This is a genomic window from Pseudoduganella umbonata (assembly GCF_014192225.1).
GTDB lineage: Bacteria > Pseudomonadota > Gammaproteobacteria > Burkholderiales > Burkholderiaceae_D > Rugamonas > Rugamonas umbonata.
In genome coordinates this window covers 174,112-192,799 of record NZ_JACHXS010000004.1, presented here as the reverse complement: position 1 = coordinate 192,799, position 18,688 = coordinate 174,112, and the positions used below count along the sequence as shown (strand labels likewise).

The 18,688-nt window shown below is 64.8% G+C and carries 18 protein-coding genes and 4 tRNA genes; 9 read left to right on the top strand and 13 right to left on the bottom strand.

All coding sequences use genetic code 11. The features are described from left to right. Nucleotides 1–71 precede the first annotated feature (71 nt). On the bottom strand, nt 72–695 hold the full coding sequence (locus tag FHS02_RS12735) for a LysE/ArgO family amino acid transporter (protein WP_229422444.1): 624 nt from the start codon (nt 693–695) through the stop codon (nt 72–74). 96 nt (nt 696–791) lie between these two features. On the opposite strand from FHS02_RS12735, the gene FHS02_RS12730 reads away from it, so the two are divergent. Then, nucleotides 792–1,688 carry a LysR family transcriptional regulator ArgP gene (locus FHS02_RS12730; protein WP_137311910.1) on the top strand — a complete coding sequence of 299 codons (897 nt, stop codon included), beginning with the start codon at nt 792–794 and terminating at the stop codon, nt 1,686–1,688. Here FHS02_RS12730 and FHS02_RS12725 read toward each other — a convergent pair. Continuing rightward, nucleotides 1,682–2,761, bottom strand: coding sequence for a type II asparaginase (locus tag FHS02_RS12725; RefSeq protein ID WP_137311911.1), 1,080 nt, complete (start codon nt 2,759–2,761; stop codon nt 1,682–1,684). The genes FHS02_RS12730 and FHS02_RS12725 overlap by 7 nt on opposite strands. A gap of 249 nt (nt 2,762–3,010) precedes the next feature. Then, entirely contained in the window at nt 3,011–3,559 is a 549-nt protein-coding gene (locus FHS02_RS12720; RefSeq protein ID WP_137311912.1) for an FxDxF family PEP-CTERM protein, read from the bottom strand. Nucleotides 3,560–3,858: 299 nt separating this feature from the next. Between FHS02_RS12720 and FHS02_RS12715 the strand changes: the two genes are divergently transcribed. From FHS02_RS12715 to FHS02_RS12685, 7 genes are all read left to right on the top strand, one after another. After that, a complete protein-coding gene (locus tag FHS02_RS12715) occupies nt 3,859–4,740 on the top strand; it encodes a LysR family transcriptional regulator (protein ID WP_137311913.1) in 882 nt (293 codons plus the stop codon). Between the two features lie 307 nt (nt 4,741–5,047). Next, complete coding sequence (locus FHS02_RS12710) at nt 5,048–5,209, top strand: hypothetical protein (RefSeq protein ID WP_175424633.1); 162 nt, start codon at nt 5,048–5,050, stop codon at nt 5,207–5,209. Nucleotides 5,210–5,231: 22 nt separating this feature from the next. Beyond that, nucleotides 5,232–5,393 carry a hypothetical protein gene (locus FHS02_RS12705; protein ID WP_165390736.1) on the top strand — a complete coding sequence of 54 codons (162 nt, stop codon included), beginning with the start codon at nt 5,232–5,234 and terminating at the stop codon, nt 5,391–5,393. A 321-nt stretch (nt 5,394–5,714) separates the two neighbouring features. Continuing rightward, complete coding sequence (locus tag FHS02_RS12700) at nt 5,715–6,092, top strand: LiaF transmembrane domain-containing protein (RefSeq protein WP_137311914.1); 378 nt, start codon at nt 5,715–5,717, stop codon at nt 6,090–6,092. Next, on the top strand, nt 6,089–6,793 hold the full coding sequence (locus tag FHS02_RS12695) for a LiaF transmembrane domain-containing protein (RefSeq protein WP_137311915.1): 705 nt from the start codon (nt 6,089–6,091) through the stop codon (nt 6,791–6,793). Before FHS02_RS12700 ends, FHS02_RS12695 begins: the two co-directional genes overlap by 4 nt. Before the next feature lie 13 nt (nt 6,794–6,806). After that, nucleotides 6,807–7,895 carry a sensor histidine kinase gene (locus FHS02_RS12690; RefSeq protein ID WP_137311916.1) on the top strand — a complete coding sequence of 363 codons (1,089 nt, stop codon included), beginning with the start codon at nt 6,807–6,809 and terminating at the stop codon, nt 7,893–7,895. 12 nt (nt 7,896–7,907) lie between these two features. Beyond that, nucleotides 7,908–8,642 carry a LytR/AlgR family response regulator transcription factor gene (locus FHS02_RS12685; RefSeq protein WP_137311917.1) on the top strand — a complete coding sequence of 245 codons (735 nt, stop codon included), beginning with the start codon at nt 7,908–7,910 and terminating at the stop codon, nt 8,640–8,642. 12 nt (nt 8,643–8,654) lie between these two features. Here the strand turns inward: FHS02_RS12685 and FHS02_RS12680 are convergent, their stop codons facing one another. From FHS02_RS12680 to FHS02_RS12640, 9 genes are all read right to left on the bottom strand, one after another. Next, the gene (locus FHS02_RS12680) at nt 8,655–10,967 is read right to left on the bottom strand and encodes an ATP-dependent DNA helicase (protein WP_229422445.1); all 2,313 of its coding nucleotides are present in this window, start codon (nt 10,965–10,967) and stop codon (nt 8,655–8,657) included. After that, nucleotides 10,964–12,613, bottom strand: a complete 1,650-nt coding sequence (locus tag FHS02_RS12675; RefSeq protein ID WP_137311918.1) for a VRR-NUC domain-containing protein — start codon at nt 12,611–12,613, stop codon at nt 10,964–10,966. Before FHS02_RS12675 ends, FHS02_RS12680 begins: the two co-directional genes overlap by 4 nt. Nucleotides 12,614–12,829: 216 nt before the next feature. Continuing rightward, complete coding sequence (locus FHS02_RS12670; RefSeq protein WP_137311919.1) at nt 12,830–13,381, bottom strand: phasin family protein; 552 nt, start codon at nt 13,379–13,381, stop codon at nt 12,830–12,832. 37 nt (nt 13,382–13,418) lie between these two features. After that, complete coding sequence (locus FHS02_RS12665) at nt 13,419–13,637, bottom strand: hypothetical protein (protein ID WP_137311920.1); 219 nt, start codon at nt 13,635–13,637, stop codon at nt 13,419–13,421. A gap of 97 nt (nt 13,638–13,734) precedes the next feature. Beyond that, nucleotides 13,735–15,918, bottom strand: coding sequence for an ATP-binding protein (locus tag FHS02_RS12660; RefSeq protein ID WP_229422446.1), 2,184 nt, complete (start codon nt 15,916–15,918; stop codon nt 13,735–13,737). Between the two features lie 119 nt (nt 15,919–16,037). After that, nucleotides 16,038–16,122: transfer RNA gene (locus FHS02_RS12655), tRNA-Leu, on the bottom strand. Nucleotides 16,123–16,206: 84 nt separating this feature from the next. Beyond that, nucleotides 16,207–16,291, bottom strand: a tRNA-Leu gene (locus FHS02_RS12650). A 78-nt stretch (nt 16,292–16,369) separates the two neighbouring features. Then, on the bottom strand, nt 16,370–17,476 hold the full coding sequence (locus FHS02_RS12645; RefSeq protein WP_137311922.1) for an NF038122 family metalloprotease: 1,107 nt from the start codon (nt 17,474–17,476) through the stop codon (nt 16,370–16,372). Nucleotides 17,477–17,827: 351 nt separating this feature from the next. Then, a tRNA-Leu gene (locus FHS02_RS12640) sits at nt 17,828–17,912 on the bottom strand. Nucleotides 17,913–18,001: 89 nt separating this feature from the next. On the opposite strand from FHS02_RS12640, the gene FHS02_RS12635 reads away from it, so the two are divergent. Then, nucleotides 18,002–18,226, top strand: coding sequence for a hypothetical protein (locus FHS02_RS12635; protein ID WP_137311923.1), 225 nt, complete (start codon nt 18,002–18,004; stop codon nt 18,224–18,226). 85 nt (nt 18,227–18,311) lie between these two features. On the opposite strand, the gene FHS02_RS12630 is transcribed toward FHS02_RS12635, so the two are convergent. Further along, a tRNA-Leu gene (locus FHS02_RS12630) sits at nt 18,312–18,396 on the bottom strand. Between the last annotated feature and the right edge of the window lie 292 nt (nt 18,397–18,688).

Here is an 18,688-nt window from a genome sequence, read left to right as displayed (position 1 = left end):
GATGAAGGCCCGGTGATGAAGGCCGGTGATTAAAGCCGGGTGATTAGCGCCGAGCCATCAAAGCCGTGCCTTCACAGCGCGGCCAGGCCGTCGATGACGAGGTTCGCCGCCAGCAGCAGCATCACCGCGCCGGTCAGCGCTTCGATGCACTTCCATGCCACGGGACGCGCCAGCACGCCGGCAAAGCGGGCGGCACCGAAACCAAGCAAGCTGAACCAGAGCAGCGATGCCGTCATCGCGCCGGCCGAAAACGCGCCGCGGTCGGGCGCCGGATAGCGCCCGCCGATCGAACCGAGCAGCACGACGGTATCCAGGTAAACATGGGGATTGAGCAGGGACATCGCCAGCACGCTGGCCAGTGCTGCGGTGGCGGTGCGCGGCGTTGCGGCGCCTGCGATGTCCAGCCGGTTGCTTGCCAGCAGTCCCCGCCAGCTGCGCAAGCCATACCAGATCAGGAACGCAGCGCCACCCCAGCGCGCCAGCGCCATCAATAGCGGCGAGCGCTCGATGAGTGCGCCTGCGCCAGCCACACCCGCCCAGATCAATGCCATATCGATCGCGATGCACGCGATGACTGTCAGCGCAACATGGCTGCGCTGCACGCCCATCCGCAGTACATGCGCATTCTGCGCACCGATTGCCATGATCAGGCTGGCCCCCAGACCCAAGCCGCTCAGGAATACCTGTGTCGTCATCTCGCTCTCCGTGAAAAATGCATTGTCACGAAAGTCCGACAAAAAATGAAGCAGGGTTAATATAATTCAGCTTTCATTAAAATCTCTAAGGAAGTGATGGACACTCGTCATTGCGAAGCGTTCCTGGCAGCCGCCGAGACGGGCAGTTTCGAGGCGGCGGCAGCCGAACTGAACGTGACGCCGTCCGCCGTATCGCAGCGCATCGCGGCGCTGGAGACGGCACTGGGTTCACCACTGCTGATCCGCAGCCGGCCGTGCCGCACCACGGCGACCGGCCAGCGCCTGCTGGTGCATTTGCGCCGCACGCGGCTGATGGAGGAAGAGTTCTTCGCCGGCTTGCACGAGCAGTCGCCGGCAGCGCTGCGGATTCCCATCGCCGTCAACAACGATACGCTGGCGACATGGTTATTGCCCGGAGTTGCCGATTTCCTGCAGCGCGAGCACGTAACGCTCGATATCGTGCTGGACGAGCAGAACTACACGTATGCGCTGCTGGAAAAAGGCCAAGCGGTCGCTGGGGTTTCCAGCGAGCCGAAAGCCATGCGTGGCTGTATTGTCCAGCCGCTGGGTACGATCCGTTACCGGATGCTGGCCTCGCCGGCATTCGCGGCGCGCTGGTTTCCGGCCGGACTGGAACGAGCCGGCGCCCGGCAGGCGCCGGTCGTGGTGTTTTCCCGCAAGGATCGGTTGCAGGCCGATTTCATCCAGACGGAGCTCGGCCTGATGCCCGGCAGCTATCCGGTGCACTATGTGCCGGCCAGCGATCCGTTCCTGGACGCCGTCCGGCTCGGTCTCGGCTACGGCATGCTGCCGTCCCAGCAGGCAGGCGGTGCGGTGGCAGCGGGGGAACTGATCGATCTCGCACCGGGAAAGTTCACCGACGTACCGCTGTACTGGCACGCCTGGCGCGTCCAGTCGCCCGCCCTCGAACGCCTGGGCCAGGCGGTGGTGGAGGCGGCCCGGGCCACGCTCCACCAGCCGGAACGTCAATAGGTGTAGAACATGCGCTGGATTTCCGCCGTATTGGACGTTTTCGTCAGCGCCAGCATCAGCAGGATGCGCGCCTTTTGCGGATTGAGCGTATCGGCGGCAACGAAATCGAGTTCGTCGTCGTTCGCTTCGCCGTTCCTTGCCAGGATGCCCTGGCCGACGCGGCTGGCGCGCACGATGATGGTCCCTTTCTTGCGCGCGGCAATCAGCGCAGGCTTGACGCGGGCCGCCAGGCTGCCGTCGCCGACACCCGCGTGGATGATCCCCTTCGCGCCCGCGGCAACGAATGCATCCAGTGCCACCGGATTCATGTTGGCATAGCCGTACACGATATCGACCTGGGGCAGGCTGGCGATGCCGGAAATGTCGAACTCGGTGTCGGCCGTATGCTTGCGCGTGGAAGTGCGGTAGAAGAATGCCTTGCCGCCCTGCAGATAACCGATCAGTCCCAGTTCCGGCGTCTTGAAGCTGTCGGGGGTCGAGGTATTCGTCTTGGTCACGTCGCGCGCCGAGTGGATCTGGTCGTTCAGTGCCACCAGCACGCCTTTGCCGGCCGCTTCGCGGCTGCCGGCAACGAGCACGGCGTTATAAAGGTTCAGCGGTCCGTCGGCCGACAGCGCCGTCGAAGGCCGCATCGCGCCGACCAGCACGACCGGCTTGCGGCTCTTCACGACCAGGTCGAGGAAATAGGCGGTTTCTTCCAGCGTATCCGTGCCATGCGTGATGACGATGCCATCGACGTCGGCCTGGGCCAGCAGCGTGTTGACGCGCTTGCCCAGCGTCAGCCAATGCTCGTTGGTCATGCTCTCGCTGGCGATCTGGAACACCTGTTCGCCCTTGACGTTGGCCACCTTTGCCAGCTCCGGCACGGCGGCGATCAACTGCTGCACGCCGACGGTGGCGGCGGTGTAGCCGACTGTCGTGGTGCTGGTCGCACCGGTGCCGGCAATCGTGCCGCCGGTAGCCAGGATCGTCACGTTCGGCCGTGTCTGCGCGTGGACACCGGTGAGAACGAACAGCAGGGCGGCCAGCGCAACGAAGAGTTGCGGGTAATGCACGGTCTTCTGTCTCGACATGCGAGTTCCTTTCAGGACTTGTTGGATTATCCGCATCATAACAAGGCATCCAGGCAACTCAAACGAGTTTCCTGGCCAGCAATCCGGGCCCCGCAGCCTGGACGAACGACCCGGATGACCCATCAAGATGAACGAGCTCGACGCACGGCCGGGGGACGGCAGGATGACCGGCCGGATCACATCGTCCAGTCAGGTGCCCTGGGCGCAAAAAAACCCGCCGCAGCGGGTCCTTGCCGGGGCGGTTGACGATCAGCCCAGCTTGTTGTCGATCTTGCGGCGTGCAGTGAAGGCCAGCAGGCCGATGCCGATGCCCAGCATCGCATAGGTAGTAGGCTCCGGTACCGGCGCCAGGTTCAGGGTGCCGGCATAGGCGCCACCCAGGTTGGTGGCCAGCGTATTGCCGGTGACCGTGAATCCGTAGGCGCCGGCATTGAGCGAGTCGACCGGATAGAATTCGATGCCTCCGTCGGTAGTGAAAACAGTGTCCAGGTCCGTACGGGTTCCATCGTCGGCTTCCCAGAAGAACTGGATGTCGGTGATGGCGTAGTTTGCCTGGCGGGCACCATTGATCGCCGTACGTCCCACGACGGCGGTACCGGAAGCCCAGGAAGTCGTGTCGACTTCGAACAGATACGTGTCGATATTGCTGGCGGCGGACCAGTCGTGCAATGCAGAGAAGGTCGCGTTGCCATCGGCATTGAAAGTAAGCGTGGTTTGAGCGGACGCAGCGCCAGAGGCAAGCAGACCTGCGGAGAGCAGCAGGGAACCCGCCACTTTGCTGAATAAGGCTTTCTTCATTTCGATATACCCCTTGACTCGTTTGTTGTTGCGAAGTAATAGCGCTTAGTCGGCGAACTTGTAAACTCCCCATTCCTGAAAAAAATATAAGCTTACAATGTTGCCAACATTGTTAATATAATCCCATGCCTTTCCCACTTACTTCACTGATGAAATGTGCAGGTAACGGCGGGCCACGTAGCGTTGCCGTTACCAAGGGCAGAGCTGACGCTGGATCAAAGGTCAAGGAAAATCTTTTATTGCCGAGTTGTTTCGGCGGCACGGCCGGTGGCACACCGCCGATCCGTATAATCCGCTCCATGGACATCAATTCGGACGACCTGCTGACCTTCGTGACGGTAGTCGACAGCGGCTCGATGAGCGCCGCCGCCGTGCACCTGGGGCAGACGACCTCCGGCGTCAGCCGCGCGCTGGCCCGGCTCGAGGAAAAGCTGCAGACATCGCTTCTCACACGCACCACGCGCCGCATGGAGCTGACCGAGGAAGGCCAGCTGTTCCTCGACCGCGCGCGCCGCATCCTGGCCTCGCTGGAAGAAGTGGAGGAATGCATCAGGATGCGCCGCCAGCAGCCGGCCGGACGCCTGTCCGTCGATGCCGCATCGCCGTTCATGCTGCACTGTATCGTTCCGCACGTGGCCGAGTTCCGCGCACTGTACCCGGAAATCCGGCTGGAGCTCACGTCGAACGACCGTATCGCCGACCTGATCGAACACCGCACCGACATTGCCATCCGTATCGGTACCCTGAACGATTCCACGCTGCATGCACGGCCATTGACGTCCAGCCCGCTGCACGTGCTTGCCAGCCCGGCCTACCTGGCACGGCATGGCGTGCCGGCAACGCCCGAGGAACTGGCCGGCCACGCGCTGCTCGGCTTTGCGCAATACGAGCAGGGCAATGTCTGGCCCTTGCGGCACGCGGCCGGCGACAGCATGGCGATCGCACCGGCGCTGGCGGCATCTTCCGGCGAAACGCTGCGCCAGCTTGCGCTGGCCGGCGAGGGCATCACGTGCCTGGCCGATTTCATGACGCGCGCGGACATCGCCGGCGGCCGCCTCGTGCCTGTCCTGGCGGCCTGCAACACCGGCTACCGCCAGCAGATTCACGCTGTCTATTACCGCAACACGCAGCTGGCCCGCCGCATCGGCTGCTTCCTCGAATTCCTCCAGCAAAAGCTGTAGGCACGTCGCCACTGCATCGATGCAATGCTGTAGGCGCGCTCCCACATGTACACGCGCGAAAGCGCCAGCATCATTGTTCGTTGGCGCACTGTCGTTCCAAGGGAGCGTTAATAAGATGGAGTTGCGTGACTAAGTTACGTAACCGAGTTGGGTAACAGAGCGCGATGCAACGAACAGCATAACGAAGCAGGCCGCTCGTCCGCAGGCAAGCCGGTCGCCTCAAGCGCCGGCACCAGAATTTCAAACCAGGCAGCGACGCACCCGACACAGCGACAGGGCAGCGAACGCGAACTTAAAGGAGGTCATCATGATGACGACGCAGAGCGGCCACCCGTCGAAAGAAGCGGTGCGTGAATACCTGGAACGCAGGACGAACGAGGCGGAACCACCACCGACGCCGGAAGAAATCCGGCGCCAGCTTGGTTGGGGCCTCGTGATGTCCGAACAGAAGTTCGACGGCAGATCTTGAAATTTGATAACAAGGAGAAGACATGACGCACCGTATCGGCAACAAGGACATCGCGCAAATGCGCGGCAAGGAAGAAAAGAAGCGTACGCGCGCCTTCAACAAGGCAATGGAGGCCGAGAAGCAGGCCATCGCCCGCGCGAAATACCGCAACCAGGTCAAGGGCCAGGCCGCGCCTGCCGCATAGCCGGCCGCTCTCCCGGGATACCACACCCCATGCCCACGGCTTGCCGTGGGTTTTTTTACCGTTGGTTGTTCAACCCGCGCAGCACCCGTTTCGTCCTGGCAGATTGATGTCATCAGCGCGTCGATCAACGCCGCAAGCAAAACGGCTTCCCGCCACCTTCCACGCTTTCACCATCGTGCGCCGCCCCGGCATTCGCGCACGCCACCGCCGTCCACCGATTCTTTCGTCATTCACCGGCGGCCAGCCGCCGTTCGCCGAAAAGCGGTGTCCGTTGCCGCCGGCGTGGCGTATCGTTCCGTCATCGATCCGATGGAGGAACCCATGCAAACCGAAATGGACAGGGCGCGGCTGAAACTGCGCCGGCAAGTGATCTGGGGCCTGACGCTGGTGGCGTTCGGCGTGGCTTACCTGGTCAATCGCGACGACCATGAAGCCGTGATCGGCCTGTGGACTTACTGGCCGCTGGTGCTGATCGCCTTCGGCGTCGGCAACATGCTGCCGCCGGTCGATGGACGGCGCTTCGTCGACGGCCTGTCGCAGGTGCTGTTCGGCGCCTGGTTCTATGCCACCTACGAAGGCCTGTGGGGCCTGACCTTCCGTAACAGCTGGCCTTTGCTTATCATCGTGGCCGGTGCCGGCATGGTGTTGCAGCCGCTGGCGACACGTTATTTCGATCGAAAACTGGGAGAAGAAGCATGAGCACGGAACGCCAGCACAATCCGGCCGCGCAGATCGTGGTCGGCCTCGCCGTCATCGCGGCGGGCCTGCTTTTCCTGCTCGATAACCTGGGCTGGCTCGAGCTGGACATGAGCGTGCAGTTCTGGCCGATCGTGCTGATCGTGGCCGGCGTGCTGAAAATCATGGGAGCACGCTCCACCAACGGCAACATCATCGGCGGCGCGCTGCTGCTGTTCGGCGTGGTATTGCTGCTGAAGGGGATCGGCCTCCTGGCGGTCGGCTGGAACGTGCTGGCACCGCTGGTGATGATCGGCGTGGGGATCTTCGTGGTGGCCCGCTCGGCGCTGCACCGCCGCCTCGATACCCGCTTCGCGGCGCCGCTGAAAGGCGGCAGCGACGATGCCGTCTTCGCCACCGCCATCCTCGGTGCCTACAAGCGCCGCATCACGTCGCAGCAGTTCGCCGGCGGCGAAATCACCGCGATCATGGGCGGCTGCGAACTCGATCTGCGCGAAGCTTCACTGGCCGGCGACGCGGTGGTGAACATCTTCGCGCTGATGGGCGGCATCACGATCCAGGTGCCGGTCGACTGGGCCGTGCAGCTGGAAGGCGCGCCGATCCTGGGCGGCATCGAGGAATCGACGCTGCGGCCGAAGGACGGTGCCAAGCGCCTGGTCGTGCGCGGCTACGCGATCATGGGCGGCGTGGAAATCCGCAACTGATGGCATGGTGGCCGTGAGCTGGCTGACCCGGGCGCGGCGCGGCGCGCTGCTGTACCTGCTGGCGTGGCTGATCGTCGGCGCGGTGCTGGGCGGCGTGTGCGCCGTGCTGGCGCCGGCGCCGCCCGTCAACGCGCTGCTGTTCGCCATTCCCGGCACGCTGGTGTACGGCGTGGCGGCCGGTTTTTCCGCGTATTACCTGTGCCGCGCCAATCCGCTGGGCGCGCGCCCCGTGGCGCTGGTGGTGCTGATGCTGTGCACGGCCGCCGTGGTGGCCGCGTTCATGTGGCTCGCGGTGCTGGGTGGCTGGAACGAGCTGTGCCTCGCAGCCGGCGTGCGCTGGGCCGGCATCGTGCAGACGCCGCTGCTGTCGGCGTTCCTGTTCGCGCTGGGTGCGCTGCTCTACGGCCTGCTGGCGGCGATCAACTACCTGGCGACCGAATCGGGCCGCGCCCGCAACGCCGAACGGCGCGAACTGGAATCGAAGCTGATGGCGCAGGATGCGGAATTGCGGATGCTGCGCACGCAGGTCGACCCGCACTTCCTGTTCAACAGCCTGAATTCGGTCAGCGCGCTGACCTCGCACGATCCGAAGGGCGCGCGCGAAATGACGCTGCGGCTGGCCGGTTTCTTCCGCCGCAGCCAGGGCCTGGCCGGCCAGCAGCGCATCACGCTGGCGCAGGAAATGGAGCTGGTGCGCGACTTCCTCGCCATCGAGAAGGTGCGCTTCGGCGACCGGCTGGTGACCGAGGAAGCGCTGGAGAAGGGCGCGCTCGATTGCCTGGTGCCGCCGATGATCATCCAGCCGCTGGTGGAGAACGCGATCAAGCACGGCATCGGCCAGCTGACCGAAGGCGGCCTGGTGCTGGTGGCGGCCTGGCGCGACGGCACGCGGCTGTCGATCACGGTCAGCAATGCGATCGACCCGGAGGTGGCGCAAGGCCGCGGCGGGGGTATCGGCCTGGCCAATGTGCGACGGCGGCTGGCCTGTGCCTATCCGAACGGGTCGGCGCTCGAATGGAAGCGCGAAGGTGACACCTTCAGTGTGCAAATCAGTCTGCCGGCGCAGACTTCCGAAACGACCGGCAGCGATGCCGGAACATGACGCGAGAATACGATGAGGCTGATCCTGGTCGACGACGAACCCCTGGCGCGCGGCATGGCGCGGGAATACCTGGCCACGCATCCGGATATCGAGATCGTGGCCGAATGCGCGAATGGCTTCGAGGCCGTGAAGGCGGTCACCGAACTGGCGCCGGACCTGGTGCTGCTCGATATCCAGATGCCGAAACTCGACGGCTTCGAGGTGGCCGAACTGGTCGGCAACAAGACGCGCATCATCTTCGCCACCGCGTTCGACCAGTACGCGATCCGCGCCTTCGAGATCCATGCGCTCGACTACCTGCTCAAGCCGTTCAGCCAGGAACGCTTCGACGGCGCGCTGGCCCACGCCCGCGCCAGCCTGGCCAGTGCGCTGCCGCGTCAGCAAGCCGCCGTGCGCGAGGCGTCCGCCACCCGCGACAGGCCGCTCGGTCGCGTGCTGATCCGCGATGGCGCCAGGGTGCACGTCGTCGCCGCCGACAAGATCGCCTGGATCGAAGCGCAGGACGACTATGTGCAGATCCACGCCGACGGCAAGGCTTACCTGAAGAACGGCACGCTGGGCGAACTGGAAGCCCAGCTCGACGCCGGCCGCTTCCTGCGCATCCACCGCTCCTGTCTCGTCAACGTGGAACACGTGGCGCGCATCGAACCGGCCGGCAGGGACAGCCACGCCGCCATTTTGGCCGACGGCACGAAGCTGCCCATCAGCCGTAGCGGCTACCAGAAAATCCGCGCGGTCATGCAGTAAGCCGCACCGCAATCATCCCGGCACATGCCACCACGCCGGCAGCAGGGCGCGGATGTCGGGCCGGGCGAAGCGGTCGTCGATCAGGTGCACGGTGCCGGTGTCGCTGGTGGTGCGGATCACGCGGCCGGCGGCCTGCACCACCTTCTGCAGGCCCGGGTACAGGTAGGTGTAATCGTAGCCGGCGCCGAAGATCGCCTGCATCCGTTCGCGGATCCGCTCGTTGACGGGATTCAGCTGCGGTAGTCCCAGCGTGGCGATGAAGGCTCCGATCAGCCGCGCGCCGGGCAGGTCGATGCCCTCGCCGAAGGCACCACCCAGCACGGCAAAGCCGATGCCCTGGCCGGTTTCGGTGAAGCGTGCCAGGAAGGCGTCGCGCTCGGCTTCGCCCATCCGCCGCGGCTGGCGCCATACGGTCACGTGCGGGTGCTCGCGCTCGAACAGCGCTGCGGCCTTGTCCAGGTAGTCGAAGCTGCTGAAGAAGGCCAGGTAGTTGCCGGGCTGGCGCTGGTACTGCTCGCCCATCAGCGCGGCGATCGGTGCCAGCGAGCGGTCGCGGTGCTGGTAGCGGGTCGAGATGTGGCCGGCGATGTGCACCGTCAGCTGCGCGGCCTGGAACGGCGAGGCCACGTCGACCCACGCGGTGCCGGCCGGCATGCCCAGCGTGTCGCTGTAATAGTTCCAGGGGCTGAGCGTGGCCGAGAACAGCGCCGTCGTGCGCGCCGCGGCGAAGCGCGGTTGCAGGAACGGCGCCGGCACGATGTTGCGCAGGCATAGCACGGAATCGGCACGCGTGCCGCCGCCGGCGCCCCGGTTCGCGATCGTGACATCGAAGACAGAGTGATCGCCGAAGCTCTCGGCCAGGCGCGTGAAATGCAGCACGGAGAAATAAAAGTCGAGGATGTCGGCATCGAACCAGGCAGGATTTTCCGCCATGTAGTCGCCGATGTCGGTGGCGGCGGTCTGCAATGCGTTGACGAGTTTTTCCGGCAGCGCGTCGTAGGCATGGTAGTCGTCCTGCTGCTCTTTTTCGAGCGCCGACCATTGCCGGTGCACGCGGTCCAGCGCCTTCTTCAAGGCCGCCGGGGCGGTCTTGCGCAGCAGCCGCAGGCCGGCGTGTTCCAGCTCCGCCGAATACATCTTGCGGGCGCGCGACACCATGTTGTGCGCCTCGTCGGCCAATACCGCGATGCGCCAGTCGTTCATCACGGTCAGCGAATGCAGCATCGCCGTCACGTCGAAATAATAGTTGTAGTCGCCGACGACCACGTCGGCCCAGCGTACCAGTTCGCTTTGCAGGTAGTACGGGCACACACCATGCGCCAGCGCCACCTCGCGCACGCCGGCGCGATCGAGCATCGGCTGCCGCACCGCCGCGGCGCGGGCCGCCGGCAAGCGGTCATAAAACCCTTTCGCCAGCGGGCAGGATTCGCCATGGCAGGCCTTGTCCGGATGTTCGCAGGCCGTGCTGCGGGCCGCCAGTTCCAGCGTGCGCAGCGGCAGCAGCGGGGCGCTGGCCCGGATGTTTTCCACGGCATCGAGTGCCATGCGCCGGCCGGACGTTTTCGCAGCCAGGAAGAAGATCTTGTCGTGGCCATGCGCCGCGGCCGCCTTCAGCAGCGGGAACAGGCTGCCCACGCTCTTGCCGATGCCGGTCGGCGCCTGCGCCAGCAGCGCGCACGAACGGGCGCTGGCCTTGTACATCGCTTCGGCCAGTTCGCGCTGGCCGGGCCGGAAATCGGCATGCGGAAAGCGCAGCGCCTGCAGTTGCTCGTCGCGCGCGGCGCGGTGCGCCAGTTCGGCTTCGGCCCAGGCCAGGAACAGGCCGCACTGCGCCTCGAAATACGCCTGCAGCGCCGCGGCGCTGTGCTCCTCGACGAGGTGGGTTTCCTTCTGCGAGCCGATATCGTAGTAGACCAGCGCCAGCCGCAGCGACGGCAGCGCGCGCGCCGCGCACAGCAGGTGTCCGTACACCTTGACCTGCGCCCAGTGCAGCGCCCGATGGTTGCCGGGCATGCGCTCCAGCTCGCCCCTGAAAGTCTTGATTTCCTCGAGCTGGTTGCGCTTCGGGTCGTAGCCGTCGGCGCGGCCGCGCACGTGCAGCGGACCGAATTCGCCGGACAGCGCGATCTCGCGCTCGTAATCGTCGTCGCGCCGGGAGGTGACCACGCCGTGGCCGGCAATGCCTTCCTGCGCGGTGGGCGAGGGCGTGAAGCGCAGGTCCAGGTCGCCGGCCTTGGCGGTGAATTCGCACAGCGCCCGCACAGCCACCGTGTACTTTGTCGCCATCTCGTGCGCTTCCATCGGCCGCGGCGAGGCTTGCGTCATTGGGGCGCCCACTGCAGGTAGCAGACTGTGACCGGCATGCGGTGCTGCGCGCAGTAGTCGATCCAGCGCAGCTGGTTGTCCTGCAGGCGGTCGCCGGGCCCCTTCACTTCGATCATGTTGTAGCGGCGCTCGGCCGGCCAGAACTGGATCAGGTCGGGGAAGCCCGTGCGGTTGGCCTTGATGTCCTGCAGGATGCGCAGGAACGCCTGCTTCAGGTGCGCCGGCGGAATGCAGTGCAGCGCCAGGTCGAGCAGCGTTTCATCGAGCGCGCCCCAGAACACGAACGGCGACGAGATGCCCCGCTTGGCGTCCAGGTTGCGGCGGATCGTGGCGTGGTAGCTGCCGTCGTCCAGCTGCGCCAGGCAGGCGTCGAACTGGGCGGCGCGGCGCCGGTGGAAATCGGCGCTGTGCAGGTCCGCCGGGCCGTGGTGGAACGGGTGGAAGAACGCGCCGGGGATGGCGGCAAACACCGCATCCCAGCACAACAGGCCGAACAGAGAATTGATCAGCGCATTCTCGACATAGAACACCGGCGCCTCGTCGCGGTTCAGGTGGTCGCGCACCACGCCTTCGACCCACCACTGGCCGTCCGGCCGGGGCAGCGCGAGATCGAGGCGCGCCGGCGGCACCGGCTTGCCGGCCGCGCTGCGCGGGTGGCCGAGGCGGCGCGCCAGCCGCGGCGCCATGCGCAGCAGGTGCTGGCGTTCGGCGTCGCTTTCCGGCGCCGCCATCGCCACCCGCAGCCGCTCCCAGGCGGCGCCGAACTGTTCATCCTTTTCCAGCACGCGAATGGCCCTGGCGCGCGCGCCCGGATACGCGCAATCGTCGTAGACGGCGCATGCGCCGGCCCACTCGCGCAGTTTTTCCAGGTGCTGGCCCATCTGGAACAGCAGCTTGTGGCGGCGGCTGGCCAGCCATTCGTTGCCGGTGCCGGGTGGCGGCACGTCGCGCAGCACGTCGAGCGGCGCTTCGCCGTTGCCGAAGCGTTCGCGGCACGCATGCAGCTGCAGGTAATCGTCGATGTCGCGGCGCGTCCGAAAACCCCGCGCCGCTTCCGAGATCTCCACCTGTTCGAAGCGGAACACGCCGAGGTCGGACAGCACGAACTCCGTCCAGTCCTGGTGATAGTTGCCGAAGAAGATCAGCCGCAGCCGGTCGCACAGCGGTTTCGCGACGATGCGATAGGCTTCGTCGCGCGCGGCGATGTCCTGCCACCACGCGGAAAACGCCCGTTCGCCGCCATGGTCGGCACGCAGCGCCTCCAGTTGCGCTTCCTTGCGCGCCGCGCGTAGCGCGCCGGCCAGGCCGAACGCCTGGCACAGTTCCGGTTTTTGCAGCAGGTCGAACAGTTCGTCGAGCGACACGGCGGGATCGACGACGATCCAGCCCGCCTCGGCCAGCGGCCCGGCAGCGGCACGGGCGCAGCCGATCTCTTCATAGACGAGCTTGGAGGCGCGGAACAGTTGCCCCTTGCGCATCACCATTCGCACGAACAGTGCCCGGGAAGCCCGGGGCAGTGCGGGGAAGCGATCGATGAAACCGCGTTCTTCGCTGTCGAGCAGGTCGGCATAGCGTTCGCCGATCCATTCCAGTACGCGGTGGAAATTATCCAGGTAATAAAAAAGGTTTTCCAGGACGGGTTTCATGCGAACAGCGGGAGGGCGGGAAGGGATGGCGGGAGCGAAAACGGAAAGGGCTAGCGCAATAATGCTGGCAAAAGCGGTGTCGAAAGCGGTGTCGAAAGTGGTGTCAAAAAGCGCTGGCAGAAAAAAAGCGGGAGAGGCAATGAACTGTATTTATATACAGTCTATCGCTTCTCCCGCCGCTTGCACAGCGTTTTATTCTATGCAGGCAATATGGCGTCAGTGCTTGGTCTGGCTCTCGCGCTGCTGTTCGGCGATCGCCGCGGCCTTCGCCAACTGTTCTTCGAACGTCGTCACGGCCTGGCGCGTGGCCTTGGTGACCTGCTCGTAGCCGGCAAAGGCGTTGTCGATCGCCGTCTTGACGATCTGCACCGCGTTCTCGGAGCCGGGCCGCACGTTTTTCGTCACGTCGTAGATCAGGGCCGTCAGGTTGCTGCGCGCTTCGGCCAGGTGGGCTTCCGCGGCGCTGGTGAATTCGCCATGGATCTCGGCCAGGATCTGGCCCAGCTGGTGGTTGTATTCGGCGACATTGGTGAGGTTCTGCATCCGGGCGCTGGCCGCCGCCATGGCCGCCTTGGGATCCGGGGCCTGGCTCATCTCGCGGCCTGCCGCCAGGTTCTTCTCGACGCCACTGCGGGCGGTATCGATATTGAGCTGCAGTACCTGCTCGAGGCCTTGCACCGCCTTGCTGGTCAGCGTGTTGAAGGTTTCGAGCTGGAACTCGAACAGGGTTTTCGTCGCTTGGGCGAACTGCTCGGGATTCTGAAACATGTCTCCTCCGTCGGTGTGAAAATGCTTTGTGGGCCCATTATTGAACACGAATCAACTTCTCGCAACGAGAATCCTTGTAGGGGCCAAGCAACTTTCGCCAGCCGGGTCCGAGCGGCGTTTGCGAACAGACCTTGGCACCGTTGCCGGTCACGCTTTCCCACAGCCACCAGGGCGCGGGCGCGGCGGCGGCCGCCGTGGCAAGCAGCACAGCGCCAGTGGCCAGGGATCGTTTCAGGAGGGTGGGGAGCGAATTCATCGGGAGCAGGTTCCAGGGTAGCTCCGGCGCTGTACAGGTTCGGCGTGGTACAGGTCCGGCGGGGTTCGGCAAGGCCAGGGTTCGGCGAACGGCGGATTCAGCCAGGGGCGATGGCGGGCAGCGTCATCGTGAACGTGGTGCCGGCGCCCGGCGTGCTGCGCACGGCGATCCGCCCGCCCAGCACGCCGGTGACGATATTGTGCGTGACATGCAGGCCCAGGCCGGAACCGCCGGCCCCGGGCCGGGTGGTGAAGAACGGATCGTAGACCCGCGAAAGGTTGCCCTCGGCGATGCCGGCACCGTTGTCGGCCACCGACAACGCAATCATGCCGTCTTCGAGTGCATGCGCGGACAGCGTGACGATGCCGTCGCCGCGCCCGTCCAGTCCGTGGATTACGGCGTTTTCGAACAGCGCCGAGACGGCCTGGCCGAGAGGCCCCGGATAACTGTCCATCGCCAGCCCCGCGGCGATTTCCTGCACCACGCGCGGACGGGGCGCCACGGTGGCGGCCATCAGCGGCAGCACCAGCTCGGCGATGAACTCGTCCAGCCGGAACTGGCGGCGCTGCGAGCTGGCCGTGTCGACGGCCACCTGGCGGAAGCTGGTGATCAGCGCGGCGGCCCTTCGCAGGTTGCGCACCACCACCTCATCGGCCTCGCCGGCCTCGGCCAGGTACTGCTCCAGGTCGGAGCGGCGCAGCCCGCTAGCGAGGCCGGCGCGCAGGCTGCCCAGCCGTTCGCTCATCGCGCCGGCGATCGTCAGCGAATTGCCGATCGGCGTATTCAATTCATGGGCAACGCCTGCCACGAGGGCGCCCAGCGCGGCAAGCTTGTCGCGCCGCACCAGTTCCTCCTGGGTCTTGCGCAGGTCATCCAGCGCGGCGGCCAGTTCGGTGCTGGCCAGTTCGGCGCGTTCCTTGGCGCTGCGCAATTCGGCGGTGCGCGCCGCGACCAGGTCTTCCAGGTGGTTGCGGTGCCGTGCCAGCTCGGCCTCGCGCCGGGTGCGCTCGATGGCGATGCCGGCCAGGTGCACGGCCACGCCGATCAGCCGCTCGTCGTCCGCGCGGGGCAGGCGCACGTCGCGGTAATAGATCGCGAACGACCCCAGCACCGTGTGCCGGTCGGTCATGATCGGCATGGCCCAGCACGCGTGCAAGCCGTGCCGCGCGGCCAGTGCATGCCAGCCGTTCCAGCGCGCATCGTGGCGGATGTCGGCCACCACCACGGGTTCGCGGCGGAACATCGCGCTGCCGCAGGAGCCGACTTCCGGGCCGATCTGCAGGCCGTCGAACGCGCGCAGGAATTCCGGCGGCATGCTGGGCGCGGCGCCGCCGCGCACGGTGACGCCATCTTCCTCCAGCAGCAGCACGGTGCAGACGAGGCCGGGTGCCTGGCCTTCGATCAGGCGCAGCAGGCTGGCCAGGATGTCGGGCAGGGGCGCGCCGCGCGCGATCATTTCCAGCAGCCGGTTCTGTCCCGTGCGCAGCGCCTCGGCGATGCGCTGGCCCGTCACGTCCGCCACGCGCATGTGCAGCAGGCGCAAGCCGTTCTTTTGCAGCACGACGAGGCGCAGTTCGCCGTCGATCTGGCGTCCGCTGCTGTGCTGGAATGTCAGCGGAAAGATGCGGATGTCGCCGGACAGGCCGCGCGCCACCAGGGCATCGACCGCATCGGAGGACGGTGTGCCGTCCGGCTGCGCGGCCGGGCACAGGTCCGCCAGCCGCATGTGCATCAGTTCCGCGCCGCTGCGCCCGAACATCCGCTCGGCGTTGCGGTTGACGTCCACCGGCAGGCCGAGCGAGGCGTCGAACAGGATGATCGCATCCGGCGAGCCGGCCAGCAGCGCGTGGTAGTTGACTTCGAGGTTGCCGGTATCGAGCGGCCCGCCCACCGGCAGCCAGGCCTGGCGCGCAGTCAGTTCGACCGCGATTTTTTCCACCAAATCGTCCGTTTCCGCGGGAAGCCGCAGGTAGCCTGCGGCGCCGGCCTGCAGCGCCTGTTCCTGTTCCTCGTCCGTTGGCGCGGCCGACATGACCAGTACCGGTACCGTACCGGCAAGCCGTGTGCACAGTTCCATCCGGGCGCTGCCAGCCAGGGCGACATCGAGCAGCACGAGCGCCACGTGCTCGTCTGGCGCCGCGGCACGCATGGCGGCGAGCGCGCTGTCGCCGCGGTTGGCGACGGCCACCTGGAAACCGGCGCGCGCCAGCGCACGCTCCAGCATCGGATAAGCGGTGGCGCTGGCGATCAGGATCCTGTTTGGCGTCGGGGACGGAGGCATGCTGGACATGGGCAAAGTGTAGACCATGTAGGCGGATGATAGTGACCAATGAAAAACGCCGCCGATTCTCGCGAATCGGCGGCGTTTCAGGGTTTTTTCAAACCCGGCATCCGGTAGAGTGGTGCCCACGGAGGGACTCGAACCCCCACACCTTGCGGCACATGGACCTGAACCATGCGCGTCTACCAATTCCGCCACGTGGGCACTGGTGCTTCTCAGCGTTACTTCTCACTGTTGCTTCTCAGCGTTACTTCTCGCTGCTACTTCTCATGTATCGAAAACAGGACTTGGTGCCCACGGAGGGACTCGAACCCCCACACCTTGCGGCACATGGACCTGAACCATGCGCGTCTACCAATTCCGCCACGTGGGCCCTGTTTTCTTTACTTCGTTGCGGTGTTCAGCAACAGAAGGCACGCATCTTAAAGGGCACAACCGGATCCGTCAACCATCATTTTTGTTTTTGCGAAATATTTTTCGATTTCCGGGCCGATTTGCGCGCGCGGCCACCCAGCAGCAGCAGGCCGGCGCCCAGCATCGCGTACGTCGACGGTTCGGGGACCGGCGACACGTTCCAGCCGATCACGTCCATCGCCAGCAGGTCTGTCTGCGAAATCGCCAGCGCTTCGCCCCGGCCACCGGTAGGGTCCATCAGGCCGATGTAGAGGTCGTCTTTCCAATGGCTGGCCTGGCGCCCGTCGCCATGCTCGACGCCATTAGAGAACAGGGCGATTTCCGTGGCGCCGCCATCGATCGAGAAGTACTTTTCGCGGTTGTCGGCGGTCCAGTCGGTCACGCCCGATGCCGCGCTTTGCGCGGAATAGCGGAACATGTCCAGGCCGGTGACGTACGTGAACGCATCGTCCGGGAATACCTGGGGCGGCGTGGAGTTGTAGTCCAGTACGTCGACACCGCTGATGAAGCCCAGCGTATGGCCGATCTCGTGTGCCGCCACGCCGACGAAGTCGTAGGCATTCGCGCTGACGCCGTCGTTCGGGTTGAAGTCGAACGCAAACTGGCTGTTGAACTGGATGAAGCCATCACAGGTGCCGATGCAGCCGCTGAGCGTCTGCTGCTGCGTCGCCAGGCCGATCGCCTTGGCCTCGGCCGTGGTGATGTTCACGTAGGCGTTGTTGTCGTCGCCATCGGTGTCGAGAAAGGGCGTGGCGCTGCCCGAACCGTTCGGGCTGTTGGACGTGCGGTTCAGCAGCATGCCGAACGTGTTGCCGGCGGCAAGGCTTGCCGTCGCCGTGGCATCGGCGCCGGACGAGATGTCGCCGACCAATCCCTGCCGGAACGCCGAATACGAATACATTTCGGTGGCCGACTGCGCCTGCCCGAGGATGCTGCCGCCCAGCGGGTTGAAGCCGACCGTGAGGTTGATCGTCACGTCGTCGGTAAGCAGGCTGGACCAGCGCGAGGCGGCGGCGATGAATCCCTGCTGCGCCTGCAGCGAAGTGCCGGCGGTGAACTGGAAGTTGAAGGCCGGTGCGGCGGCGGCCGAGCCGGTGGCAAGCACGGCGCTGGCCAGCGCAATGATCGAGACGAGAGTTTTCATGACGTGATCCCTGTGTTTTTGGATAAAACTATCTACGCAAAAAGCATGCAAAACCTGGGTGCCAGGCGGGAAAATCTGCCGCAGCCGGTGCGGCCACGCCGGATCGTAAAAAAGGCCGACGCGATAAGAAAAGAGCCGCGACCTGGCGATCCGCGGCTCCCTCGTTGCAATGTACCGCAATGCTCGGCAGTACTAAAAACATCATATCGACGCCAGGCGAACTCAGCAATAAAAAGTTATTTATTTTATAAAGGTGCCAGTCGCGGCAGGGTACTGCGCGTGAAGATCGGGATACCAATGAAAAAAGCCGTGAATCTCGCGATTCACGGCTTTTTATCGTATCCGGTAGAGTGGTGCCCACGGAGGGACTCGAACCCCCACACCTTGCGGCACATGGACCTGAACCATGCGCGTCTACCAATTCCGCCACGTGGGCACAGTCTCAAGCTACTGCGCTTCGTTGCAATGTTCTGCAACGAGGCACGCATCATATCGGCCAAAAGCTAACTCGGCAATAGGATTTTTATGCTTCCGCGTAAATATTTCCGACTGCCGGGGAAAGTGTCCGGTTATCTGCCGGCGATCGGCGCATTGGCAAAGCAGGACGGACGCGGAAATGGCGCGAGGGTGGAACGCATCAGTGAGATAAAGCAGGCACAAGCAGCAGGCACAAGCGGCAACGATAAGCGGGCTCTCCCGGCGCGCAAAGAAAGCATCGATAACGAAGGTAAGCGCGATGAGGGAGTGTGAATCGATGGGGGAGTGCGAATGACGGCGCGCAATGGAAAAAGCCGCGAATCTCGCGATTCACGGCTTTTCATCGTATCCGGTAGAGTGGTGCCCACGGAGGGACTCGAACCCCCACACCTTGCGGCACATGGACCTGAACCATGCGCGTCTACCAATTCCGCCACGTGGGCACTGCATTACAGCGAAGGGCTCATTCATGCAGAACTGCATCAAAAATGCAATGCTGTCCGCGAATGCGTTTGCAGCTGCGTTTGCAATCGTGTTCCAACCGTGTTGCAACTGCGTTCCCAACTACTGTTATGATATCGCCTTGGAGAGTTTTGCGCCAGATGAACTTGCATTCCACACTGCACATCAACCCTTTACAACGCCTTGCTGCGATCTGCATCGCTGCAAGAGCCAGAATTATAGAGCAATCTTTTCGATTGTCAAAGCCCCCTGGAAAGTCTCCCGGGCGCACGT